At 67.2% G+C, this 19,488-nt stretch carries 17 protein-coding genes; 14 read left to right on the forward strand and 3 right to left on the reverse strand.

Annotated elements, in window-relative coordinates; translation table 11 throughout:
- On the reverse strand, positions 1-2,929 hold a 2,929-nt coding region (gene ppc, locus AAHB16_RS19590), incomplete at its 3' end, for a phosphoenolpyruvate carboxylase (RefSeq protein ID WP_342051776.1).
- Between the two features lie 80 nt (positions 2,930-3,009).
- Here ppc and hemC point away from each other — a divergent pair.
- The 3 genes from hemC to AAHB16_RS19605 are packed head-to-tail and all read left to right on the forward strand — an operon-like array spanning position 3,010 to position 7,430.
- A complete protein-coding gene (hemC, locus tag AAHB16_RS19595; protein ID WP_342051777.1) occupies positions 3,010-4,026 on the forward strand; it encodes a hydroxymethylbilane synthase in 1,017 nt (338 codons plus the stop codon).
- Between the two features lie 8 nt (positions 4,027-4,034).
- Positions 4,035-6,236: a fused uroporphyrinogen-III synthase HemD/membrane protein HemX gene (gene hemDX, locus AAHB16_RS19600; RefSeq protein WP_342051778.1), complete on the forward strand. Its 2,202-nt coding sequence runs from the start codon at positions 4,035-4,037 to the stop codon at positions 6,234-6,236.
- Positions 6,237-6,239: 3 nt separating this feature from the next.
- Positions 6,240-7,430 carry a heme biosynthesis protein HemY gene (locus tag AAHB16_RS19605; protein ID WP_150372657.1) on the forward strand — a complete coding sequence of 397 codons (1,191 nt, stop codon included), beginning with the start codon at positions 6,240-6,242 and terminating at the stop codon, positions 7,428-7,430.
- Positions 7,431-7,442: 12 nt separating this feature from the next.
- Here the strand turns inward: AAHB16_RS19605 and AAHB16_RS19610 are convergent, their stop codons facing one another.
- Positions 7,443-8,996, reverse strand: a complete 1,554-nt coding sequence (locus tag AAHB16_RS19610; protein WP_342051779.1) for a cryptochrome/photolyase family protein — start codon at positions 8,994-8,996, stop codon at positions 7,443-7,445.
- 52 nt (positions 8,997-9,048) lie between these two features.
- On the opposite strand from AAHB16_RS19610, the gene AAHB16_RS19615 reads away from it, so the two are divergent.
- From AAHB16_RS19615 to AAHB16_RS19655, 9 genes are all read left to right on the forward strand, one after another.
- Positions 9,049-9,753, forward strand: coding sequence for a pseudouridine synthase (locus AAHB16_RS19615; RefSeq protein WP_150372655.1), 705 nt, complete (start codon positions 9,049-9,051; stop codon positions 9,751-9,753).
- 97 nt (positions 9,754-9,850) lie between these two features.
- Entirely contained in the window at positions 9,851-10,435 is a 585-nt protein-coding gene (locus AAHB16_RS19620; protein ID WP_373561907.1) for a YqgE/AlgH family protein, read from the forward strand.
- Positions 10,428-10,865 (forward strand): Holliday junction resolvase RuvX, encoded by a 438-nt coding sequence (gene ruvX / locus AAHB16_RS19625; protein ID WP_342051780.1) that lies wholly within the window; start codon positions 10,428-10,430, stop codon positions 10,863-10,865. Before AAHB16_RS19620 ends, ruvX begins: the two co-directional genes overlap by 8 nt.
- Positions 10,862-11,386, forward strand: a complete 525-nt coding sequence (pyrR, locus tag AAHB16_RS19630) for a bifunctional pyr operon transcriptional regulator/uracil phosphoribosyltransferase PyrR (protein WP_150372653.1) — start codon at positions 10,862-10,864, stop codon at positions 11,384-11,386. Before ruvX ends, pyrR begins: the two co-directional genes overlap by 4 nt.
- 53 nt (positions 11,387-11,439) lie before the next feature.
- Complete coding sequence (locus AAHB16_RS19635; RefSeq protein ID WP_150372652.1) at positions 11,440-12,411, forward strand: aspartate carbamoyltransferase catalytic subunit; 972 nt, start codon at positions 11,440-11,442, stop codon at positions 12,409-12,411.
- A 130-nt stretch (positions 12,412-12,541) separates the two neighbouring features.
- On the forward strand, positions 12,542-13,816 hold the full coding sequence (locus AAHB16_RS19640; protein WP_150372651.1) for a dihydroorotase: 1,275 nt from the start codon (positions 12,542-12,544) through the stop codon (positions 13,814-13,816).
- Between the two features lie 14 nt (positions 13,817-13,830).
- Positions 13,831-14,637: a lysophospholipid acyltransferase family protein gene (locus AAHB16_RS19645; protein WP_342051781.1), complete on the forward strand. Its 807-nt coding sequence runs from the start codon at positions 13,831-13,833 to the stop codon at positions 14,635-14,637.
- A 69-nt stretch (positions 14,638-14,706) separates the two neighbouring features.
- A complete protein-coding gene (locus tag AAHB16_RS19650; RefSeq protein WP_342051782.1) occupies positions 14,707-15,525 on the forward strand; it encodes a phytanoyl-CoA dioxygenase family protein in 819 nt (272 codons plus the stop codon).
- A gap of 102 nt (positions 15,526-15,627) precedes the next feature.
- Positions 15,628-16,479 carry a hypothetical protein gene (locus AAHB16_RS19655; RefSeq protein WP_223851312.1) on the forward strand — a complete coding sequence of 284 codons (852 nt, stop codon included), beginning with the start codon at positions 15,628-15,630 and terminating at the stop codon, positions 16,477-16,479.
- Here AAHB16_RS19655 and AAHB16_RS19660 read toward each other — a convergent pair.
- Positions 16,476-17,321 carry a symmetrical bis(5'-nucleosyl)-tetraphosphatase gene (locus AAHB16_RS19660; RefSeq protein ID WP_342051783.1) on the reverse strand — a complete coding sequence of 282 codons (846 nt, stop codon included), beginning with the start codon at positions 17,319-17,321 and terminating at the stop codon, positions 16,476-16,478. The two genes, AAHB16_RS19655 and AAHB16_RS19660, sit on opposite strands and share 4 nt — an antisense overlap.
- A gap of 182 nt (positions 17,322-17,503) precedes the next feature.
- On the opposite strand from AAHB16_RS19660, the gene rfbB reads away from it, so the two are divergent.
- Positions 17,504-18,574, forward strand: a complete 1,071-nt coding sequence (gene rfbB, locus AAHB16_RS19665) for a dTDP-glucose 4,6-dehydratase (protein WP_342051784.1) — start codon at positions 17,504-17,506, stop codon at positions 18,572-18,574.
- Complete coding sequence (gene rfbD, locus AAHB16_RS19670) at positions 18,564-19,484, forward strand: dTDP-4-dehydrorhamnose reductase (protein ID WP_150372645.1); 921 nt, start codon at positions 18,564-18,566, stop codon at positions 19,482-19,484. The genes rfbB and rfbD overlap by 11 nt, the downstream gene beginning before the upstream one ends.
- The last annotated feature ends 4 nt before the right edge of the window (positions 19,485-19,488 follow it).

Raw genomic sequence — 19,488 nt, forward strand, 5'->3', positions numbered from 1 at the left:
CAACGCCGTTGATCGTCAGGTGGATACCGCGCCGCACCCGCACGTCGTCGCAGTCCTTGCCCGCGCGGTAGCGCTTGAGCAGTTCCACCTGCAGGTGGTTCAGCGGATCGAGGTAGGCAAAGCGGTTCTTGATCGAACGCGCGAGCAGCGGATTGTCGGAAAGCCGCTCCTGCCTGCCGGTGATCAGCGCCAGCATCTCGCTGGTCAGGTGCCACTCGGCACTGATGCGCGCGAACACCGTCTTGCGCAGCGCCTTGTCCTCGCACAGCGCCGCATAGCGCGAGGCAACGGCCAGATCGGTCTTGGCCAGCACCATGTCCATATTGGATAGCAGCGTCGAGAAGAACGGCCAGTTCCTGACCATCCGCCGCAGCGCTCCCTCGGTGGCCTTGCGAGCCTTGTCGTCACCCGCGGCGTCCAGCAGCGCCTTGACCGCGCTGCCGAAGCCGAACCAGCCCGGCAGCAGCAGCCGGCACTGACCCCACGAGAACCCCCATGGAATCGCGCGCAGGTCCTCGATGCGGCGATGCTGCTTGTCCATCAGCTTGCGCGAGGCCGGACGCGAACCGAGGTTCAGGTCGGCGATCTCGGTGATCGGCGTCGTGGCGAAGAAGTAGTCCTTGAAGCCGGGCGTCTCGTAGACGAGCTCGCGGTACGCGCGGAACGCATGATCGGACAACTGCTGCATCACGGCCTCGTACGCGGCCAGTTCCTTCGGCGCGTTCTGCGTCGGCAGCAGCGAGGCCTCGAGCGTGGCGGCAATCACGGTTTCCAGGTTGCGCCGGCCGATCTCCGCGTTGGCGAACTTGCTGTTGATGATCTCGCCCTGTTCGGTCAGGCGGATCTGGCCGTTCACGGTGCCGGGGGGCTGCGACAGGATCGCCTGATAGGTCGGACCGCCGCCGCGGCCGACGGTGCCCCCGCGTCCGTGGAACAGCCGCAGCTTGACGCGGCGCGTCTCGAACAGTTTCACGAGCGCGAGTTCCGCCTTGTACAGTTCCCAGTTCGACGTCAGGAAGCCGCCATCCTTGTTCGAGTCCGAATAGCCGAGCATGACTTCCTGCTCGCCGCCATGCGCGGCGATCACCGATGCAAAGCCAGGCAGTTCCAGCAGCGACTGCATGATGCCCGCCGCGTTGCGCAAGTCCTCGATGGTCTCGAACAGCGGAATGACCATGAGCTCCATGCGCGCCGGATCGGTCTTGCTGCCGAGCGTCCCGCGCAGCATGCCGGTTTCCTTCTGCAGCAGCATGACCTCGATCAGGTCCGACAGCGTCTCCGTGTGGGAGATGATGTAGTTGCGCGCCACACGGTTGCCGAAGCGCGCGCGCAGGTCGCGCGCGCGCGAGAAGATCGCGAGCTCGGCGCGCGTCTGCTCCGAGTAGTCGTGCCACGGCAGCGTGAGCGGACGCGGCTGGCGCAGTTCGTCCAGCAGCAGCGCGAGCTTGCGTTCCTCGGGCAGCGACGCGTAGTCGGCCTCGACGCCCGCGGCCGCGAGCAGTTCGGCGATCACCGCTTCATGCACGTCCGATACCTGGCGCATGTCGATGGACGCGAGGTGGAAGCCGAACACCGCGATCGCGCGGGCCAGCGAGTCGATGCGCGCGCGCGACAGCGCTTCGCCGTGATGCGCGCGGAGCGATTCCACGACGATGCGCACGTCGGCCGCGAACGCTTCCGCATTGGCGTACGGCTCCACGTCGGCCACGGGATGGCGCATCGTCGTGTGGCCGGTAAGGGCATGCGCCGTGGCGGCCAGGCGCGCGTACATGCCGATCAGCGCGCGGCGATAGGGCTCGTCCGCGCGATGGTCGGAGTGGTCGGGCGAGGCCTCGGCCAGCGCCATCAGTTCGGGGCTCGCATCGACCATCAGCGAGGACATCGATAGCTCGGCACCGAGCGCGTGCAGTTCGTCCAGATACCACGCGAGAATCATCTGCGCCTGCTGGCCGGCCGCATGCTCGAGCGTTTCCGCCGTGACGTTGGGGTTGCCGTCGCGATCGCCGCCGATCCAGGAGCCCATCTGCAGGAACGGGGCAAGCGGCTGGGGCGAGCTTGTCGCGCCGTTCAGACTCTTGCTCTTGCGCGCGGCCGGGAATACCGCGGCGATATCCTCCTCGATCTCGCTCATCAGACGCGGAATGCCGTGGAGGAACGTGGTGCGGTAATACGAGAGCGCGTTCTCGATCTCGTCGACGACCATCAGCCGCGTATTGCGCAGCATGCGGGTCTGCCAGAGCGTGGTCACGCGCGCGCGCAGCTGGGCGGTGTTGTGATCGCGCTCGCGCGCGGTCATCGGCAGGTCGCGCTCGGCCAGCAGGCGCGCGATCTCGCGCTCGGCATCGAGGATGCTCTTGCGCTGCACCTCGGTCGGGTGCGCGGTGAGCACGGGCACGATCAGCGCCTGGTCGAGGAATTCCCGCAACTGCTTGCCCGTCACGCCGGCCGCATCGATGGCTTCCAGCGCGCGCGCGATACTGCCCGGCTGCGGCGGCGAGCCCGCCAGCGCATGGACGCGGCGGCGGCGGTTATGGTGCTGGTCCTCGGCGATATTGGCCAGATGCGAGAAATAGCTGAATGCGCGCACGACCGAGTTGGTCTGGTCGCGCGACAGCCGCTTGAGCAGGCGATCCAGCTCGGTGCCCGCGGCGCGGTCGTTCTCGCGGCGGAATCGCACGGCGGTCTGGCGAATCGTCTCCACGAGGTCGAATGCGGCTTCGCCTTCCTGCTCGCGCACGCAATCGCCGAGCAGGCGGCCAAGGAAACGGATGTCCTCGCGCAGGGGCAGGTCCTTGTCGGCGCCATTGGCCGCGGCCTTCGATTTCGTGTTGGAAGTGTCTTTTGGGGCGCTTGTTGCCAGTTTCCTTGCACTGGTCTTGCTGCCGGCGGAACGGGTCCGGCCGGCGGGGCGCGCAGCGGGCTGCGTCATGCAATCTCCTCTTGTGTCTTATAGGTCTGATACGCCGAGGTGTGCCAAAGTGCGCGCGACGTGCGTGCTACCATGCGCGCATGCAAGCATCTGCCTCTTCCATACAGCGGAACGCACCGCAAAAGCTCGTCATTGCCTCCCGCGAGAGCCGTCTCGCGCTCTGGCAGGCCGAATATGTGCGTGCTGCGTTGCAACAATACTATCCCGCCTGCGATGTGTCCATTCTCGGAATGACGACAAGGGGTGATCAGATTCTCGACAGGACGCTCTCCAAGGTCGGCGGGAAGGGACTGTTCGTCAAGGAGCTCGAGATCGCGATGGCCGAAGGCCGCGCGGACCTCGCCGTGCATTCCCTGAAGGACGTGCCGATGGAGCTCCCCGAGGGGTTCGCGCTGACGGCCGTCATGACGCGCGAGGATCCGCGCGACGCACTGGTGTCCTCGCAGTTCGCGTCGCTCGACGAGATGCCTCCCGGCACCGTGGTCGGCACCTCGAGCCTGCGTCGCGAGGCCGCGATCCGCAACCGCTATCCGCATCTCGTGATCAAGCCGCTCCGCGGCAATCTCGACACTCGCCTGGGCAAGCTCGATCGCGGCGATTATGGCGCGATTATCCTTGCCGCGGCCGGGCTCAAGCGCCTGGGCCTCGGCGACCGCATCCGCGCGCTGATCGGGCCCGAGGCGTCGCTGCCGGCGGCCGGGCAGGGCGCGCTCGGCATCGAGATCCGCGCCGACCGGCCCGAGCTGGCCGAATGGCTCGCGCCGCTCAACGACGGCCCGACCGCGATGGCCGTGCTGGCCGAACGCGCGGTATCGCGCCGGCTGGGCGGTTCGTGCCAGGTTCCGCTCGGCGCGCATGCGCGCTGGCATGGCGGCGACCTGCAACTGGACGCGTTTGTCGCGATGCCCGACGGCAGCCGCAACGTGCGCGCGCATGCGATGGCGCGTGTGACCAGCGTCGCGCAGGCCGAGCAGCTCGGCAGCGCGGTGGCGGGCGATCTGCTCGGGCAGGGCGCGGGCGAGATCCTGGCCGTGCTCGAATCGGCGGAAGCGGACAAGGCAGGCCATGGGTCGGGCAGCGGCCCGGCCCCCGCCTGAGGACACGCATGCCGCGTCCGACCGTCGTCGTCACGCGACCTGCCGGGCAGTCCCGGCAACTGACCGAGGCCCTGCATACGCACGGCCTCGACGTGCTCGGCTTTCCGCTGCTCGCGATCGGACCGACCGACGATGACGGGCCGTTGCGCGCCGCGCTCGCGCGCCTCGCCGACTACGCGCTCGTCGTCTTCGTCAGCCCGAACGCCATCGCGTACGCGCTCGATGCGCTCGCGCAGGTGCAGAACACCGCGGTCGCGCAATGGCCGGCCGGCGTGCCCGTGGCCGTCGTGGGCCCGTCCTCGGTGGCGGCGCTTGCCGAGCGCGGTATCGCGGCGCCGGCTTATACCGTGATCGCGCCCGCCGGCGCCGATGGCCACCTCAATGGTCATGGCGGCGGCAATGGGAATGGCGGCGCTGACGACAGCGAGGCCGCCGACGGCAATGGCGCGGGGGAGCCCGCGCGGTTCGACTCGGAAGCGTTATGGTCGCGCCTCGACAGCCTGCCCGCCATCGGCGGCTACGCGGGCCGGCGCGTATTGATCATCCGTGGCAACGGCGGCCGCGACTGGCTGGCGCAGCGTCTGCGCGACGCGGGCGCGACGGTCGAGGCCGTCGAGGCCTACCGCCGCACGCTGCCGGAGCCGAGCGCGATGCAATGGCAGGCCGTGCGAGACGGCCTGCGACCCGAAGCGCCGCCGCAGGCGTGGCTGCTGACGAGTTCCGAGGCCGTGCGCAATCTCGATGCGCTGGCCCGCCTGCATCTGTCGCCGCAGGAACTGTCACGACTTCTTCAGGTGCAGTGCATCACGCCCCATGCGAGAATCGCGGGGCAGGCCGAGTCGCTGGGGTTCGTGCATGTCATTCCCGCGGCGCCGGGCGATGCGGGGTTGCTGACCGCGTGCCTGCAGTGGGCCGATGCGCATGCCGGGCCGGCCGCATCTCCAGCACCATCGCCCGCGTCATCGCCAGCGCCATCGTTACCCCCGTCCTCGGAGCGCGATGCGCCGCGGGCCGAGCCCCCGGCATCGGGCAAGATGCCAGAACATGAGCCGCTTACAACGTCAACGAAGGTCGATCGCGTGACGACAGATAACCAGACCGCACACTCCGTTCCCGCTGCCGCGCCGCCTCCGGCGGCCTACACCGTGCCGCCGCACACCGCCGCGCTTTCCGCCCCATCGGCGGTCCCCGCGCGCCGTTTCAATCCATGGTGGCCCGTCGCCATCGTGCTGCTGATCGTGATGGCCGCCGGCTTCTGGTGGCTGCAGCGCCGCGTCGAGCATCTGACCGAGGAACTCGCTCGGCGCCAGCAGAGCAACGACACGCTCGTGCAGGAAACGCGCGTGCTGTCGCGCAACGCGCAGGACACGGTCAAGGAGCTGCAGGCAAAGGTCGGCGCGCTCGACGACCAGGTCGGCGAGACCCGCGACAAGCAGGCCGCGCTCGAGCAGGTCTATCAGGACCTGATGCGCAACCGCGACGACTGGGAGATCGCGGAGATCCAGCAGCTGCTGACCAACGCCGGACAGCAACTGCAGCTCACGGGCAACGTGCAGGTCGCGCTGGCCGCGCTGCAATCGGCCGACGGGCGCCTCGCGCGTTCCGACAAGCCGCAGTACAACCTGCTGCGCCGTGCCATTGCGCGCGACATCGCGCGCATGAAGGCCGTGCCGGACACGGACCTGACGGGCGCCGCGATCAAGCTCGACGAATCGATCAACCAGATCGACGCGCTGCCGCTGATCTCGAGCGAGCGCATGATCGACCGCCGGCCCGCCGAAGGCGCGCCGGCATCGGCGGCGTCCGCGGCGCCGGCCGCGCGCGGTGCCTCCGCACCTGCTGCCACCACGAACTACGCCGTTCGGCTCTGGGACTACGTGCTCGACGAACTCGCGCAGGTCATCCGCATCCGCAAGGTGGACGACGCCAACGCGCTGCTGCTCTCGGGCGACCAGGGCTGGTTCCTGCGCGAGAACGTCAAGCTGCGCCTGCTCAATGCGCGCCTGGCGCTGCTGTCCCGCAACGAACCCGTGTTCCGCAACGACCTGGCCGCCGCGCAGGCGATGATCACGCGCTACTTCGACACGCGCTCGCGCCGCGTCCAGGGCGTGCTCACGCTGCTGCGCCAGGCGCAGGCCAATGCCGTGACCGTCACGCTGCCGACCATGGCCGAGAGCCTGGGCGCGCTGCGCGCCCTCAAGAAGGAGTAGCAGATGCGGCTCCTGTTCTGGGTAGCGGTCCTGTTCGGCGGCGCGGTGGGGCTCGCGCTGTTCACGCAGTTCAACCATAGCAACGTCGTCCTGTTCTATCCGCCGTATCGGGTGGAACTGTCGCTGAACCTTGCGCTGGCGCTGCTGCTGCTGGCGTTCTTCGTCGCGTGGACCGTGCTGTCGACGATCCGCCATCTGTCCGAGATGCCGCGCCGCGCCGCGGCCTATCGCGAGCGCAGCCGCATGAGCAAGGCGCAGGCCGCCTTGCGCGAGTCGATCGAGAACCTGTTTGCCGGCCGCTTCGCGCGGGCCGAACGCGCCGCGCGCGATGCACAGGCGTGGCCCGACCAGGCCCAGACGGCGGCGCTGATCGGCGCGCGCGCGGCCCACCGCATGCAGGAGTCGGACCGCCGCGACGTCTGGATGGCGCAGGTCACCGACCCCGAGCGCGAACAGGCACGGCTGGTATCGATGGCGGAACTGCTCGTCGATGCGCGCGACGCGGAAGGCGCGCTCGAGACCATCGCGCAACTGCAGGCACAGGGCGGCCGCCAGATCCATGTGCAGCGCATCGCGCTGCGCGCGCACCAGCATCTGAAGAACTGGTCCGAGGTGCTGCGCCTGGCGCGCTCGCTCGAGAAGCGCAATGCGCTGCATCCGGTGCTCGCGCTGCGCCTCAAGCAGATGGCGGTCGAAGCGATGCTCGAGGAGCGCCGCCATGACGCCGACGCGCTGCTGTACTTCTGGAAATCGCTCTCGAACGAAGAACGCCGCGCGGTGCGCATCGCGGAACCCGCGGCGCGTTATCTCTCGGCGCTGGGCCATCAGAACGAGGCGCGCCGCATCGTCGAGGATGCGCTCAAGGTCAACTGGGACAGCCGGCTGGTGCAGCGCTACGCGGACTGCGCCGAACCGGGCCGCGCGCTCCCGCAGATCCAGCAGGCCGAGCAGTGGCTCGCGCAGCATCCCAACGATGCCGACCTGTACTACACGCTCGGCGTGCTGTGCCTCGGCCAGCAACTGTGGGGCAAGGCGCAGTCGAGCTTCGAGCGCGCGCTCAAGTACGCGGAGCCCGAAGCGCAGCGCCGTCTGCGCGTGCGCGCGCACCTCGCGCTCGCGCGGCTGTTCGAGGACACCGACCGTCCCGACGACGCGCAGCGGCACTACCGCGAAAGCGCGATGCTGGCGGCCTGAGCCGCCCCGCGCTTACGGGGAAGGCAGCCGGCCGGAAGCCTTCCCCTTCACCACCCCATAGCGTTCCAGCGTCTCCGCGCGCGCCACGTCGTGCTGCACGATCGGCCGCGGATAGTTGTCACCCAGCTTCACACCCGCCTCGGCGAGCACGTGCTCGGGCGCGGTCCACGGCGCGTGGATGTACTTCTGCGGCAGCTTCGCCAGCACAGGCAGGTACTTCCGGATGAAGCGGCCCTCGGGATCGAATTTCTCGGACTGGGTGACCGGGTTGAAAATGCGGAAGTACGGCTGCGCATCGCATCCCGTCGACGCGGCCCATTGCCAGCCGCCGTTGTTCGCCGAGAAATCGAAATCGTTGAGCTGGTCGGCGAAGTACTGCTCGCCGCGCCGCCAATCGACGCCGAGGTCCTTGATCAGGAAGCTGGCCGCGACCATGCGCAGCCGGTTGTGCATATAGCCGCTCTGCGCGATCTGCAGCATCGCGGCATCGACGAGCGGATAGCCGGTCCGCGCCGCGCACCAGGCCTCGAAGTAGCGATCGCCCGTCGGCGCGTCGACCCAGCGCAGCTTGTCGTACTCGGGATGGAACGACTTGCCCTCGGCCACACGCGGATGGTGGTGCAGGATCATGAAGTAGAAGTCGCGCCAGATCAGTTCCGACAGCCAGACCGCGGCACCGGGCGCCGCGGCGCCCCCGCGCAGCACCATCTCGTGCGCGGCGCGGGCCAGTGTGCGGATGGAGATCGTGCCGAAGCGCAGATGCACGGACAGGTAGCTCGGCCCGCGCACCGCCGGGAAATTGCGCTGCCGCTCGTAGTCGCCGATCCGGTCGAGAAAATCCTCGAACAGCGCGTGCGCACCCTCGCTGCCGGTGGGCATGGCCACCTCGGCCAGGTTGCTGTCGGCAAAGCCGAGGTCCTTCAGCGTCGGCAGCGTGTGCTGCCATTCGCGGGGCACGGGGGCCAGCGCGCCGAGATACGGCTCGATCGGATAGGGCCGCAGGTCGAACGGCTGCACCGTGCGCAGCCACGCGTTCTTGTAAGGCGTAAAGACCGAGAACGGCGAACCTTGCCCGGTCAGCACCTCGTCGGCCTCGAAAATGACCTGATCCTTGAACGTGAACAACAGCCGCGAGTCGCCGGCCAGCGTGTCCCGCACGGCCGCGTCGCGCGCATTGGCCGACGGTTCGTAGTCGTGGTTCGTGAAGACGGCCTCGACCTCGAGTTCCGCGGCCAGCTTCGGGATGGCCTTGCGCGCGGCGGCATCGAGCACGATCAGCCCGCCGCCGGCCGCCTCGAGCGTGGCCTTGAGCGGCGCCAGCGACTGGAGGATGAACTCGATGCGGCGGTCGGCGCGGCACCCGCGCTCCAGCAGCGGATCGAGGATCTCGCGGTCGAAGACGAACACGCACCACACCCGCGTGCAGTGCTTGAGGGCATAATGCAGCGCCGCATGGTCGTCGGCGCGCAGGTCGCGGCGGAACCAGACCAGGCCGCGCGCGAACCGGCGATCGATCCGGTAGGGCAGCCGGCTGGCGGGAGTCGATGGGGAACGAGAACTGGGCATCGCCGTAACCTACCATAGCAACATGCCCATTTCTGCAGGACAAACGCACAGCATGACACTCGATCGAATTTTGCAATCCCAGGGCTTTGGCACGCGCCGCTACTGTGGCGACCTGATCGCCGCCGGGCTGGTCGAGGTCAACGGCGAACTGTGCGAGGACCCGCGCGCGAACTTCGAGGTGGACGGCCTGCGGCTGACCGTCGATGGCGAGGAATGGCTCGCCTGCACCAAGGCCTACCTGATGCTCAACAAGCCCACGGGCTACGAGTGCTCGCAGCGGCCGCGCCATCATCCAAGTGTGTACACGCTCTTGCCGGTGCCCTTGCGCCTGCGGGAAGTCCAGGCGGTCGGCCGGCTCGACCACGACACCACGGGCCTGCTGCTGCTGACCGACGACGGCCAGTTCATCCACGCGCAGACCTCGCCCAAGAAGATGGTGCCCAAGGTCTACGAGGTCACCACGGCCGAGCCGGTTACCGAGGCGCAGGTCGAAGCCCTGCGGACGGGCGTCCAGCTGGACGACGAACCGGCCCCGCTGGCGGCCGACGCGTGCGAGGCCACGGGCGAGCGCAGCCTGCGCCTCACGCTGCTGCAGGGCAAGTACCATCAGGTCAAGCGCATGGTCGCCGCGGCCGGCAACCATGTGGAGGCCCTGCACCGGAGCGCGATCGGCGGGCTGGCGCTCGACCCGTCGCTGGCGCCGGGGGAATGGCGCTGGCTGACCGCGGAAGACCTCGCCGCGCTGCGCCCGGCATGACGGGGCGGCCGGCCGCTTGACACCCGTGAATGTGGCGCTGGCGGCGATGTGATGTTTCGCAACAAGTTTTCCGGAGCAGCGGCGGCGATTTGATAAAATGGAAATCATGGCGAAGCCCGAAGTCACCTCGATCAATCTCACCAATCAGTTCCTGATTGCCATGCCCGGCATGGCCGATCCGACCTTTTCGGGTTCCGTTGTCTACCTTTGCGAGCACAATGAGCGTGGCGCGCTCGGCCTGGTGATCAACCGGCCGATCGATATCGACATGGCCACGCTGTTCGACAAGATCGACCTCAAGCTCGAAATCCAGCCCGTGGCGCACCAGCCCGTCTACTTCGGCGGCCCCGTTCAGACCGAGCGGGGCTTTGTGCTGCACGACCCCGTGGGCGTCTATGTCTCGTCGCTGGCGGTACCGGGCGGGCTCGAGATGACGACCTCCAAGGACGTGCTCGAGGCCGTGGCCAACGGCAGCGGGCCGCACCGGTTCCTGCTCACGCTCGGCTACGCCGGGTGGGGCGCCGGCCAGCTCGAGGAAGAACTGAGCCGCAACGGCTGGCTCACGGTTCAGGCCGATCCCGAAATCATCTTCAGCGTGCCGCCCGAAGAGCGCTTCGCGGCCGCGGTGCGCCTGCTGGGCATCGATGTCACGATGCTGTCCGGAGAGGCCGGGCATGCCTGAGCAGGCGGGGGCCGACATCCCCCGCGACGGCACGGTGCTCGCCTTCGATTACGGCGAAAAGAAAATAGGCGTGGCATTGGGCAATTTCGTGACCCGCCAGGCCCGCGCGCTGCAGATCGTCCCCAATATCACCGTCGAGGCCCGCTTCGACGCCGTCTCCGAACTGATCCGCGAATGGGCGCCCGTGCGGCTCGTGGTCGGCCTGCCGGTCAACCCCGACGCCGAGCCCGGCGCGCCGGAGCAGCCCTCGATGCGGCTGGCCCGCCGCTTCGGCAACCAGCTGAACGGGCGCTACGGCCTGCCGGTCACGTGGGTCGATGAACGCTATTCGTCGCGCATGGCCGCCATGGGCGGCGCGCGGCGCGGCGCCCTCGATGCCGAGGCCGCCCGTATCATCCTGCAACAGTATTTCGACGAGCTTCCCCTATGACACAGACCTCCACCCCCGACGCCGAGGCGCTCTACCATGCGCTGCGCGACCAGGCCCAGGCGCTGATGCCATCCGCGGACCGCGCGCACTGGTCGATCGCCGGCATCTATTCCGGCGGCGCCTGGATTGCCGAGCGCCTGGCCGCGGACCTGAAGCTCGGCGAGCACGGCGTGATCAACGTGGCATTCCACCGCGACGACTACGCCAAGAAGGGCCTGCACAGCCAGGCCGAGCCGACCACGCTGCCCTTCTCGGTGCAGGACCGCAATATCCTGCTGATCGACGATGTGCTGGCCACGGGCCGCACGATCCGCGCCGCCGTCAACGAACTGTTCGACTATGGCCGCCCCGCGCGCGTCGCGCTGGCCGTGCTGGCCGACCGTGGCGGCCGCGAGCTGCCGTTTGCCGCCGACTTCGCGTCCGCCACCGTCGAGGTGCCGGCGCACAGCACGCTGGTGCTGTCGCGGGCGGGCGAGGGCGCGGCCACGCGCTTCTCGTTCGCCACCGAGGCACGCGCCTGATTCCAGAAAGATTTCCCGACCCGGACCCGATCCCCGCCCGCGCCTGACCTGCCATGACCAAGATGTTCCGCAACCCGCAGCTGACCAAGAACGGTGAGCTCAAGCACCTGCTGTCGATCGAAGGACTGTCGCGTGACATGATCACGCACATCCTCGATACCGCCAGCCAGTTCGTCTCGCTCTCGGACTCCGACCGCGACGTCAAGAAGGTGCCGCTGCTGCGCGGCAAGAGCGTGTTCAACCTGTTCTTCGAGAACTCCACGCGCACGCGCACGACGTTCGAGATCGCCGCCAAGCGGCTGTCCGCGGACGTGCTGAACCTGAACATCAACGCGTCCTCGACCAGCAAGGGCGAGTCGCTGCTCGACACCATCAACAACCTGTCGGCGATGTCGGCGGACATGTTCGTGGTGCGCCATGCGAGCTCGGGCGCGCCGTACCTGATTGCCGAGCACGTGGCGCCGCACGTCCACGTGATCAACGCCGGCGACGGGCGCCACGCGCACCCGACGCAGGGCCTGCTGGACATGTACACCATCCGGCATTTCAAGAAAGATTTCACGAACCTGACCGTGGCCATCGTCGGCGACATCCTGCACTCGCGGGTCGCGCGCTCGGACATCCATGCGCTGACCACGCTCGGCGTGCCGGAAGTGCGCGCGATCGGGCCGCGCACGCTGCTGCCGTCGGGTCTCGAGCAGATGGGTGTCCGTGTGTTCCACAACATGGAGGAAGGCCTCAAGGGCGTGGACGTGGTGATCATGCTGCGGCTGCAGAACGAACGCATGAGCGGCGCGCTGCTGCCTTCCGCGCAGGAATACTTCAAGGCCTACGGCCTGACGCCCGAGCGCCTGGCGCTGGCGAAACCCGATGCGATCGTGATGCATCCGGGCCCGATGAACCGCGGCGTGGAGATCGACTCCGCCGTGGCGGACGGCAAGCAGTCCGTGATCCTGAACCAGGTGACGTTCGGCATCGCCGTGCGCATGGCCGTCATGGGCATCGTCGCAGGAAACAACGATTAAGACGCACTATCAAAATGATTCTGACGTCGTTGCGCGGCCTTGCCGTACCACTTGTACTGTCTGCGGCCGCGCGCCTAGTCAGAACCGCTTCGCTTCCTTTTGATAGCGCGTCCCTAAAGCACGATTGAACATGAAAATTCATATCCAGGGTGGCCGCCTGATCGATCCGGCCGCGAACATCGACGCCGCGCAGGATCTCTATATCGCCGCCGGCAAGATCGTCGGGGTGGGCCGCGCGCCCGCCGACTTCAACGCCAACAAGACCATCGATGCCAAAGGGCTGATCGTGTGCCCCGGGCTCGTCGAGCTGTCGGCGCGCCTGCGCGAGCCGGGCTACGAATACAAGGCCACGCTCGAGTCGGAAGTCTCCGCCGCGACGGCCGGTGGCGTGACGAGCCTCGTGTGCCCGCCCGATACCGATCCCGTGCTCGACGAACCGGGCCTCGTGGAGATGCTCAAGTTTCGCGCGCGCACGCTGAACCAGACGCACGTGTATCCGCTGGGCGCGCTGACCGTCGGCCTCAAGGGCGAATCCCTGACCGAGATGGGCCAGCTGACCGAAGCCGGCTGCGTGGGCTTCAGCCAGGCCGAGGAGCCGATCCGGGACACCAAGGTGCTGCAGCGCGCGATGCAGTACGCGCAGACGTTCGGCTTCACGCTGTGGCTGCGTCCCGAGGATCCGTTCCTCGGCGGCGGCGTGGCCGCCAGCGGTGCCGTGGCCTCGCGGCTCGGCCTGTCGGGCGTATCGGTCATCGCCGAGACCGTTCGGCTGCATACGATCTTCGAACTGATGCGCGCCACGGGCGCGCGCGTGCACCTGTGCCGGCTGTCGTCGGCCGCGGGCATCGAACTCGTGCGCCAGGCGCGCAAGGAAGGGCTGCCCGTGACGTGCGACGTGAACATTCATCACGTGTCGCTGACGGACATGGACATCGGCTTCTTCAACAGCCAGATGCGCTTCACGCCGCCGCTGCGCGGCGCGCGCGACCGCGATGCGATCGTCGCCGGGCTGGCCGACGGCACCATCGACGCGCTGACCTCGGACCACACGCCCGTGGACGACGACGAGAAGCTGCTGCCGTTCGCCGAGGCCACGCCGGGTGCGACGGGCCTGGAACTGCTGCTGCCCCTGACGCTGCGCTGGGCGAACGAGCACAAGGTGCCGCTGGTCAAGGCGCTCGCGCGCATCACGAGCGAACCGGCACGCGTGATCGGCCTCGACGCGGGCTCGCTGCTCACGGGCAATGCGGCCGATATCTGCGTGTTCGATCCGAAGCAGGTGTGGAAGGTCGAAGGCAAGTCGCTGAAGAGCCAGGGCAAGAACACGCCGTGGCTCGGCTACGAGATGGAAGGCCGCGTGCGCATGACGCTCGTCGGCGGTCAGGTCGTGTACGAGGCGCGCTGAACGGGACGCGGGTCATGATCGCACTGCGCAAGCTTGTCCTGTTCCTGCATATCCTGCACGGGATGCTGGTCTGTGCCACGGTCTTTCCGTGGATCGGCAAGGAGGCCCGCCGCCGTCGCATCCGCAACTGGTCGCGGAGGATGCTGGCGATCTGCGGCGTCGAACTCGAGGTGGAGGACAGGCGCGCGAGCCGCGCGTTGCCGCATGGGGCCATGCTGGTGTCGAACCATATCTCGTGGCTCGACATCTACGTGATCCACTGCTGGGAGCCGACGCGCTTCGTCGCGAAGTCCGAGATCCGCGGCTGGCCCGTGATCGGCTGGCTGTGCGACAAGACCGGCACGATCTTCATCGAACGCGCGAGCAAGCGCGACGCGCACCGCGTGCTGCACCAGATTGCGGACGAGATGAAGCAGGGCGACCTGGTCGGCGTGTTCCCCGAAGGCACCACGACCGACGGCTCGAAGGTATTGCCGTTCCACGCGAACCTGCTGCAGGCGCCGATCGCGGGCGATCTCCCCGTGCAGCCCGTCGGCCTCAGCTACATCGACGCGGCCACGGGCGAGCTCGCGCTTGCGCCCGCGTATATCGACGACATCACGCTGCTGCAATGTCTCGATGCCATCCTGCGCGCGCCGAAGATCAAGGCGCGGCTGACGATCGGAGAGGAACTGCGGCCAGAAGGCCTGGGCCGTCGCGAGCTCGCGGAAGCGGCGCGGGCGGTGGTGGTGGAGCTGCGCGGTGGCAGCCCGGCCACCGATATGCAGCAGGACGCCGGTGCCCTGCCGGCGGCGATCGCGGAGCCCGCGGCTTCCCGATAGGGTCCCCCAGGGCCCTGCCAGATCCAGATTTCCGGCGCCTGGCCATCAAACATGACTTGGAGAACAACAATGACGGAACCGGTCGAATCTTATGGCGTGTTACGCCAGCGGCAAACGAGCTCGCGCCACGAGCTGGTGGCGGAGGAAGTGCGGGAGCGCGGGTATGCGGTACTCGAGGATGCCTGCACGCCGGAAACGGTCGCGGCACTGTCGGCGGCATTCGATCGCGCGCGTGCCCGCTACGTGGAGCGGCACGGCGAAGATCGGCTGCGTGCGACGGACGAGTTCAATACGATCCGGGCCCTGCTGACGCAGGGAGAAGACGCGTTTCTCCAGCTTGCGCTCAACCCCGATCTGCATGCCACGCTGAAGCTGCTGATCGAAGGCAAGTACATGCTGAATCAGCAGAACGGCATCATCAATCCGCCCTTCGAGAAATACAATCAGGGCAAATGGCACCGGGACCTGCCTTACCAGCATTTTGTTTCGACGCGGCCGCTGGCGATCAACGCCTTATTCTGCCTCGACGATTTTACGGTCGAGAATGGTGCAACGTACGTGCTGCCCGGCTCGCACCGAAGCGAGGCAATGGGATCGGACGCGTTCGTACAGCGCAACAAGATTCAGATATCTGCCAAGGCAGGATCTTTTATCGTGCTCGATTGCATGCTGTTCCATACCGGCGGAGCGAATCGCACACCCGATCCCCGTCGCGCAGTCAACCATGTATTCACGATTCCTTTCTTCAAACAACAGATCCAGTTGCCTGCGGTAATGAATGAGGGGATATTGTCGGCGGAAGCGCGGGATTTACTCGGATTCAATTATGTCGAGCCCGCCTCGGTGGAAGCCTATCTGGCATCTCGGATGCAGAAGGCCGGCCGCTAAGCCATGCATGGTGCACGGTCAGGCCAGCGTTGATAACCAAGGACAAGCATGCGATGGCGAAAGCTGGGCCGGATTTTTTGCCCAGACGGATCTCAACCGTGGATGCGCAGTCATGCATCCGTGCCGATCGCCCAGCAGTTGCAGGACGATCGCTATCGCATCTACTTCAGTTCGCGCGATGGTCAGAATCGTAGCCACACGGGCTATTTCGATATCGACATGACACAGCCTGACCGCGTTCTGGCCGTGGCGACGGATCCGGTGCTGTCCCCGGGAGAGCTCGGCGCGTTCGACGACAGCGGCGCCATGGCGACATGGCTCGTGGCGGGCCCTGACCGCGACATGCTGTACTACATCGGCTGGAACCTGGGCGTGACCGTGCCATTCCGCAATGCCATCGGACTGGCGACGGCGGCCCCGGCATCCGGCACGTTCCAGCGCTACGCACGTGGCCCGATCGTCGATCGCACGCCGGACGAGCCCCACTTCTGTGCAAGCTGCTGCGTCCTGCGCGATGGCGATGCATGGCGCATGTGGTATCTCTCGTGCACGGAATGGCGCCAGACCGCGGCCGGCCTCGAACATCGCTATCACATCAAGTACGCGACCTCGACCGATGGCATCGCGTGGAAGCGCGACGGCACGATCGCGATCGACTTTGCCGGCGAACGCGAGGTCGCCATTTCCCGCCCTTCCGTGATCCGCGATCCGGACATGTGGCGCATGTGGTATTCGCATCGTACCGATGCCTATCGGATTGGCTATGCCGAGTCGCTCGATGGCGTGACGTGGGAGCGCCGCGACGACGAGAGCGGCATCGATGTCTCGGAGAGCGGCTGGGATGCCGAAATGATCGAGTACCCCTTCGTGTTCGACCACAAGGGGCACCGGTACATGCTCTACAACGGCAACGGTTACGGAGCGAGCGGTATCGGCCTCGCCGTGCTGGACTAGTCCGCGGCGAGCGGGTCGCGCGAGACCGGGCAGCCGACGTGGATCGTCTGTCGCGCGGCGGGGTCCGCGGCCAGCTTCGCCGCCGTCAGTTGCCCGCCCCAGATGCAGCCCGTATCCAGCGCCATCAGGTCCGGCCGCATCACCAGGCCAAGCGTGGACCAGTGGCCGCAGACCATGGTGACGTCGGCCGTGCGGCGGCCGGGCACGTCGAACCACGGCATCAGGCCTTCCGGCGCATTGCCGGGCCCTTCCTTCATCTTGAGATCCATGACGCCGTCGGCGCGGCAGAAGCGCAGCCGCGTCAACGCGTTGACGATGACGCGATGGCGCTCGATGCCGCGCAGGCCGTCATGCCAGCGGTCCGCGGCGTTGCCGAATACGTCGGCGAGAAACCCTTCCCAGTTGGATCCCTGCAATTCCGCTTCGACTTCCGCGGCCAGATCCATGACCTGCGTGGCGGTCCATTGCGGCAGCACGCCGGCATGGACGATCAGAAAGCCCGCCTCGCGGATCGCCATCGGACGATGACGGAGCCATGTGATGATTTCCGCACGATCGGGCGCGCTGAGGATATCATCGAGGGTATCCGACTTGCCCTTCTTGCGGACGCCGATGGAGACCGCCAGCAGATGGATATCGTGGTTGCCGAGCACCGATTCGGCACGCGATCCCAGTGCGCGGACGATGCGAAGGGTTTCCAGCGAGGCCGGGCCGCGGTTGACGAGGTCGCCGACGAAGCGTAACCGGGCGTGAGGCGGCAGCTTCTCGAGCAATGCCGTCAGCGAAGATGCGCAACCCTGAAGGTCGCCCAGTGCGAACGTGCCGGTGGACGTGTCTGTCATGTGGAGTCATTGCATGGAGGCAGCGGCGCGCGCGATATGCCTGAAGCCGCCGCAGGGTCGGATAGAATACGCCAACTCAGCGCCAACACAGCGCGAGGCGAATATCGATCGACAGTGCGTGCTCCGGATCGCCCTCGGTACGATCGATGCATTCACTCGCAAACCATTCAGAGGTTTCCACGTTGTCTCATATTCTCGTTACCGGCGGCGCTGGCTTTATCGGCGCGAACTTCGTTCTCGACTGGCTGCGCGATCCCGAAGCGGATGCCGTGGTCAATGTGGACAAGCTGACCTACGCCGGCAACCTGCAGAGCCTCAGCGCGGTCGAGAAAGACCCCCGCCATATCTTCGTGCAGGCCGATATCGGCGATCGTGCGGCGATGGACAGATTGCTCGCCGAATACCGGCCGCGCGCGATCGTGCATTTTGCGGCGGAGAGCCACGTCGATCGCTCGCTTCACGGACCGGGCGTCTTTATCGAGACCAACGTCGTGGGGACCTTTACGCTGCTCGAGGCAGCCCGCGCCTATTGGACTTCGCTCGAGGCGTCCTCCGGCGAGCGCGACGGGTTCCGGTTCCTGCATGTGTCCACCGACGAGGTTTACGGCTCGCTGACACCGGACGCGGCGCCCTTTACCGAAACCACGCCTTACGCCCCGAACAGCCCGTATTCGGCCTCGAAGGCCGCTTCCGATCATCTGGTCAGGTCGTACCATCACTCGTACGGTTTGCCGGTGCTCACGACCAACTGTTCGAACAACTACGGGCCGTACCAGTTTCCGGAGAAGCTGCTGCCGCTGATGATCGTGAACGCGCTCGCGGGCAAGCCGCTGCCCGTCTACGGCGACGGCCTGAACGTGCGCGACTGGCTTTACGTCACCGATCATTGCAGTGCCATTCGCACGGTACTTGCCGGCGGCACCGTCGGGGAAACGTACAACGTGGGCGGCTGGAACGAGAAGACCAACCTCGATGTCGTGCACACGTTGTGCGACCTCCTGGACGCGCTGCGGCCAAAGGCGCAGGGCAGCTATCGGGACCAGATCACGTTCGTCAAGGATCGGCCCGGCCACGATCGCCGTTATGCCATCGATGCGCGCAAGATTCAGCGCGAGGTCGGCTGGACGCCCGTGGAAACGTTCGAGAGCGGCCTGCGCCGCACCGTGCACTGGTACCTCGACAACACGGAGTGGATCGAGGGGGTCACGTCGGGCGAGTATCGCAACTGGGTGCGCAAGCACTATGCTGGCTAGCGTGTCGGCGCCTGCGCGGATCCTGCTGCTCGGCGGCAGCGGACAGGTGGGGTTCGAATTGCGCCGCAGCCTCGCGCTGCTGGGCCCGGTCGTGGCGCCATCGCGCGACGACTGCGACCTGGCGCGACCGGACGGCCTCGAGCACGCCCTGCGACGCTTCGATGCCGACGTCATCGTGAACGCGGCCGGTTATACCGCGGTCGATGCGGCCGAGCACGATCGCGCCACGGCATGGGCAGTCAATGCGCGCTCGCCGGAGGTCATGGCGCGCTTCGCCGCATCGCGTGCGATCCCGCTCGTGCATGTGTCGTCCGATTACGTGTATGACGGAGAGAAGGGCGCGCCTTACGTCGAGGACGATGCTACGCGTCCCCTGTCCGTCTATGGAGAGAGCAAGGCCGCCGGCGATGCCGCCGTGGCCGGGGCCGGCGGTGCGCATCTGATCCTGCGCGCCGGCTGGATCTACGGCGTGCACGGCAGCAATTTCGTCAGGACGATCCTGCGTGCGGCCCGCGAACAGGCGCGGCTGCAGGTGGTGGCGGATCAGGTCGGGACGCCCACATCCGCCGCATTGCTGGCCGACGTTGCCGCGCATGCGCTGCGCGATGCCATGCGATGTGGGGGTGGTGCGTTTCCGTCCGGCGTTTACCATGTCGCGCCGGAGGGTGCGACCAACTGGCATGCGTTCGCGTGCGAGATACTCGCGCGCGCCGAGCGGCAGGGCGTGCCGCTGCGCGCACGGCCCGATGCCGTGGAACCGGCCGACAGCGCGGCGCGCGCGGCCGCCGCGCGCAGACCGCGCGATTCGCGGCTCGATACGTCGAAGCTCGCGCGCACATTCGGACTGCATATGCCTGCGTGGCAAGACGGACTGAGCCGTCTGTTCGACCAACTACCTCGTTCATGGTAAGGCG

This window comes from Cupriavidus sp. OTU4054 (assembly GCF_038440175.1).
In the GTDB taxonomy this organism is placed as follows: Bacteria; Pseudomonadota; Gammaproteobacteria; order Burkholderiales; family Burkholderiaceae; genus Cupriavidus; species Cupriavidus pauculus_D.

What these genes read in the sequence shown, in the direction of transcription:
- hemC (WP_342051777.1), top strand. Translation starts at nt 3,010, where the DNA reads ATGCAAGCATCTGCCTCTTCCATACAGCGGAACGCACCGCAAAAGCTC.
- hemDX (WP_342051778.1), top strand. Translation starts at nt 4,035, where the DNA reads ATGCCGCGTCCGACCGTCGTCGTCACGCGACCTGCCGGGCAGTCCCGG.
- AAHB16_RS19605 (WP_150372657.1), top strand. Translation starts at nt 6,240, where the DNA reads ATGCGGCTCCTGTTCTGGGTAGCGGTCCTGTTCGGCGGCGCGGTGGGG.
- AAHB16_RS19610 (WP_342051779.1), bottom strand. Translation starts at nt 8,996, where the DNA reads ATGCCCAGTTCTCGTTCCCCATCGACTCCCGCCAGCCGGCTGCCCTAC.
- AAHB16_RS19615 (WP_150372655.1), top strand. Translation starts at nt 9,049, where the DNA reads ATGACACTCGATCGAATTTTGCAATCCCAGGGCTTTGGCACGCGCCGC.
- AAHB16_RS19620 (WP_373561907.1), top strand. Translation starts at nt 9,851, where the DNA reads ATGGAAATCATGGCGAAGCCCGAAGTCACCTCGATCAATCTCACCAAT.
- ruvX (WP_342051780.1), top strand. Translation starts at nt 10,428, where the DNA reads ATGCCTGAGCAGGCGGGGGCCGACATCCCCCGCGACGGCACGGTGCTC.
- pyrR (WP_150372653.1), top strand. Translation starts at nt 10,862, where the DNA reads ATGACACAGACCTCCACCCCCGACGCCGAGGCGCTCTACCATGCGCTG.
- AAHB16_RS19635 (WP_150372652.1), top strand. Translation starts at nt 11,440, where the DNA reads ATGACCAAGATGTTCCGCAACCCGCAGCTGACCAAGAACGGTGAGCTC.
- AAHB16_RS19640 (WP_150372651.1), top strand. Translation starts at nt 12,542, where the DNA reads ATGAAAATTCATATCCAGGGTGGCCGCCTGATCGATCCGGCCGCGAAC.
- AAHB16_RS19645 (WP_342051781.1), top strand. Translation starts at nt 13,831, where the DNA reads ATGATCGCACTGCGCAAGCTTGTCCTGTTCCTGCATATCCTGCACGGG.
- AAHB16_RS19650 (WP_342051782.1), top strand. Translation starts at nt 14,707, where the DNA reads ATGACGGAACCGGTCGAATCTTATGGCGTGTTACGCCAGCGGCAAACG.
- AAHB16_RS19655 (WP_223851312.1), top strand. Translation starts at nt 15,628, where the DNA reads ATGCGCAGTCATGCATCCGTGCCGATCGCCCAGCAGTTGCAGGACGAT.
- AAHB16_RS19660 (WP_342051783.1), bottom strand. Translation starts at nt 17,321, where the DNA reads ATGACAGACACGTCCACCGGCACGTTCGCACTGGGCGACCTTCAGGGT.
- rfbD (WP_150372645.1), top strand. Translation starts at nt 18,564, where the DNA reads ATGCTGGCTAGCGTGTCGGCGCCTGCGCGGATCCTGCTGCTCGGCGGC.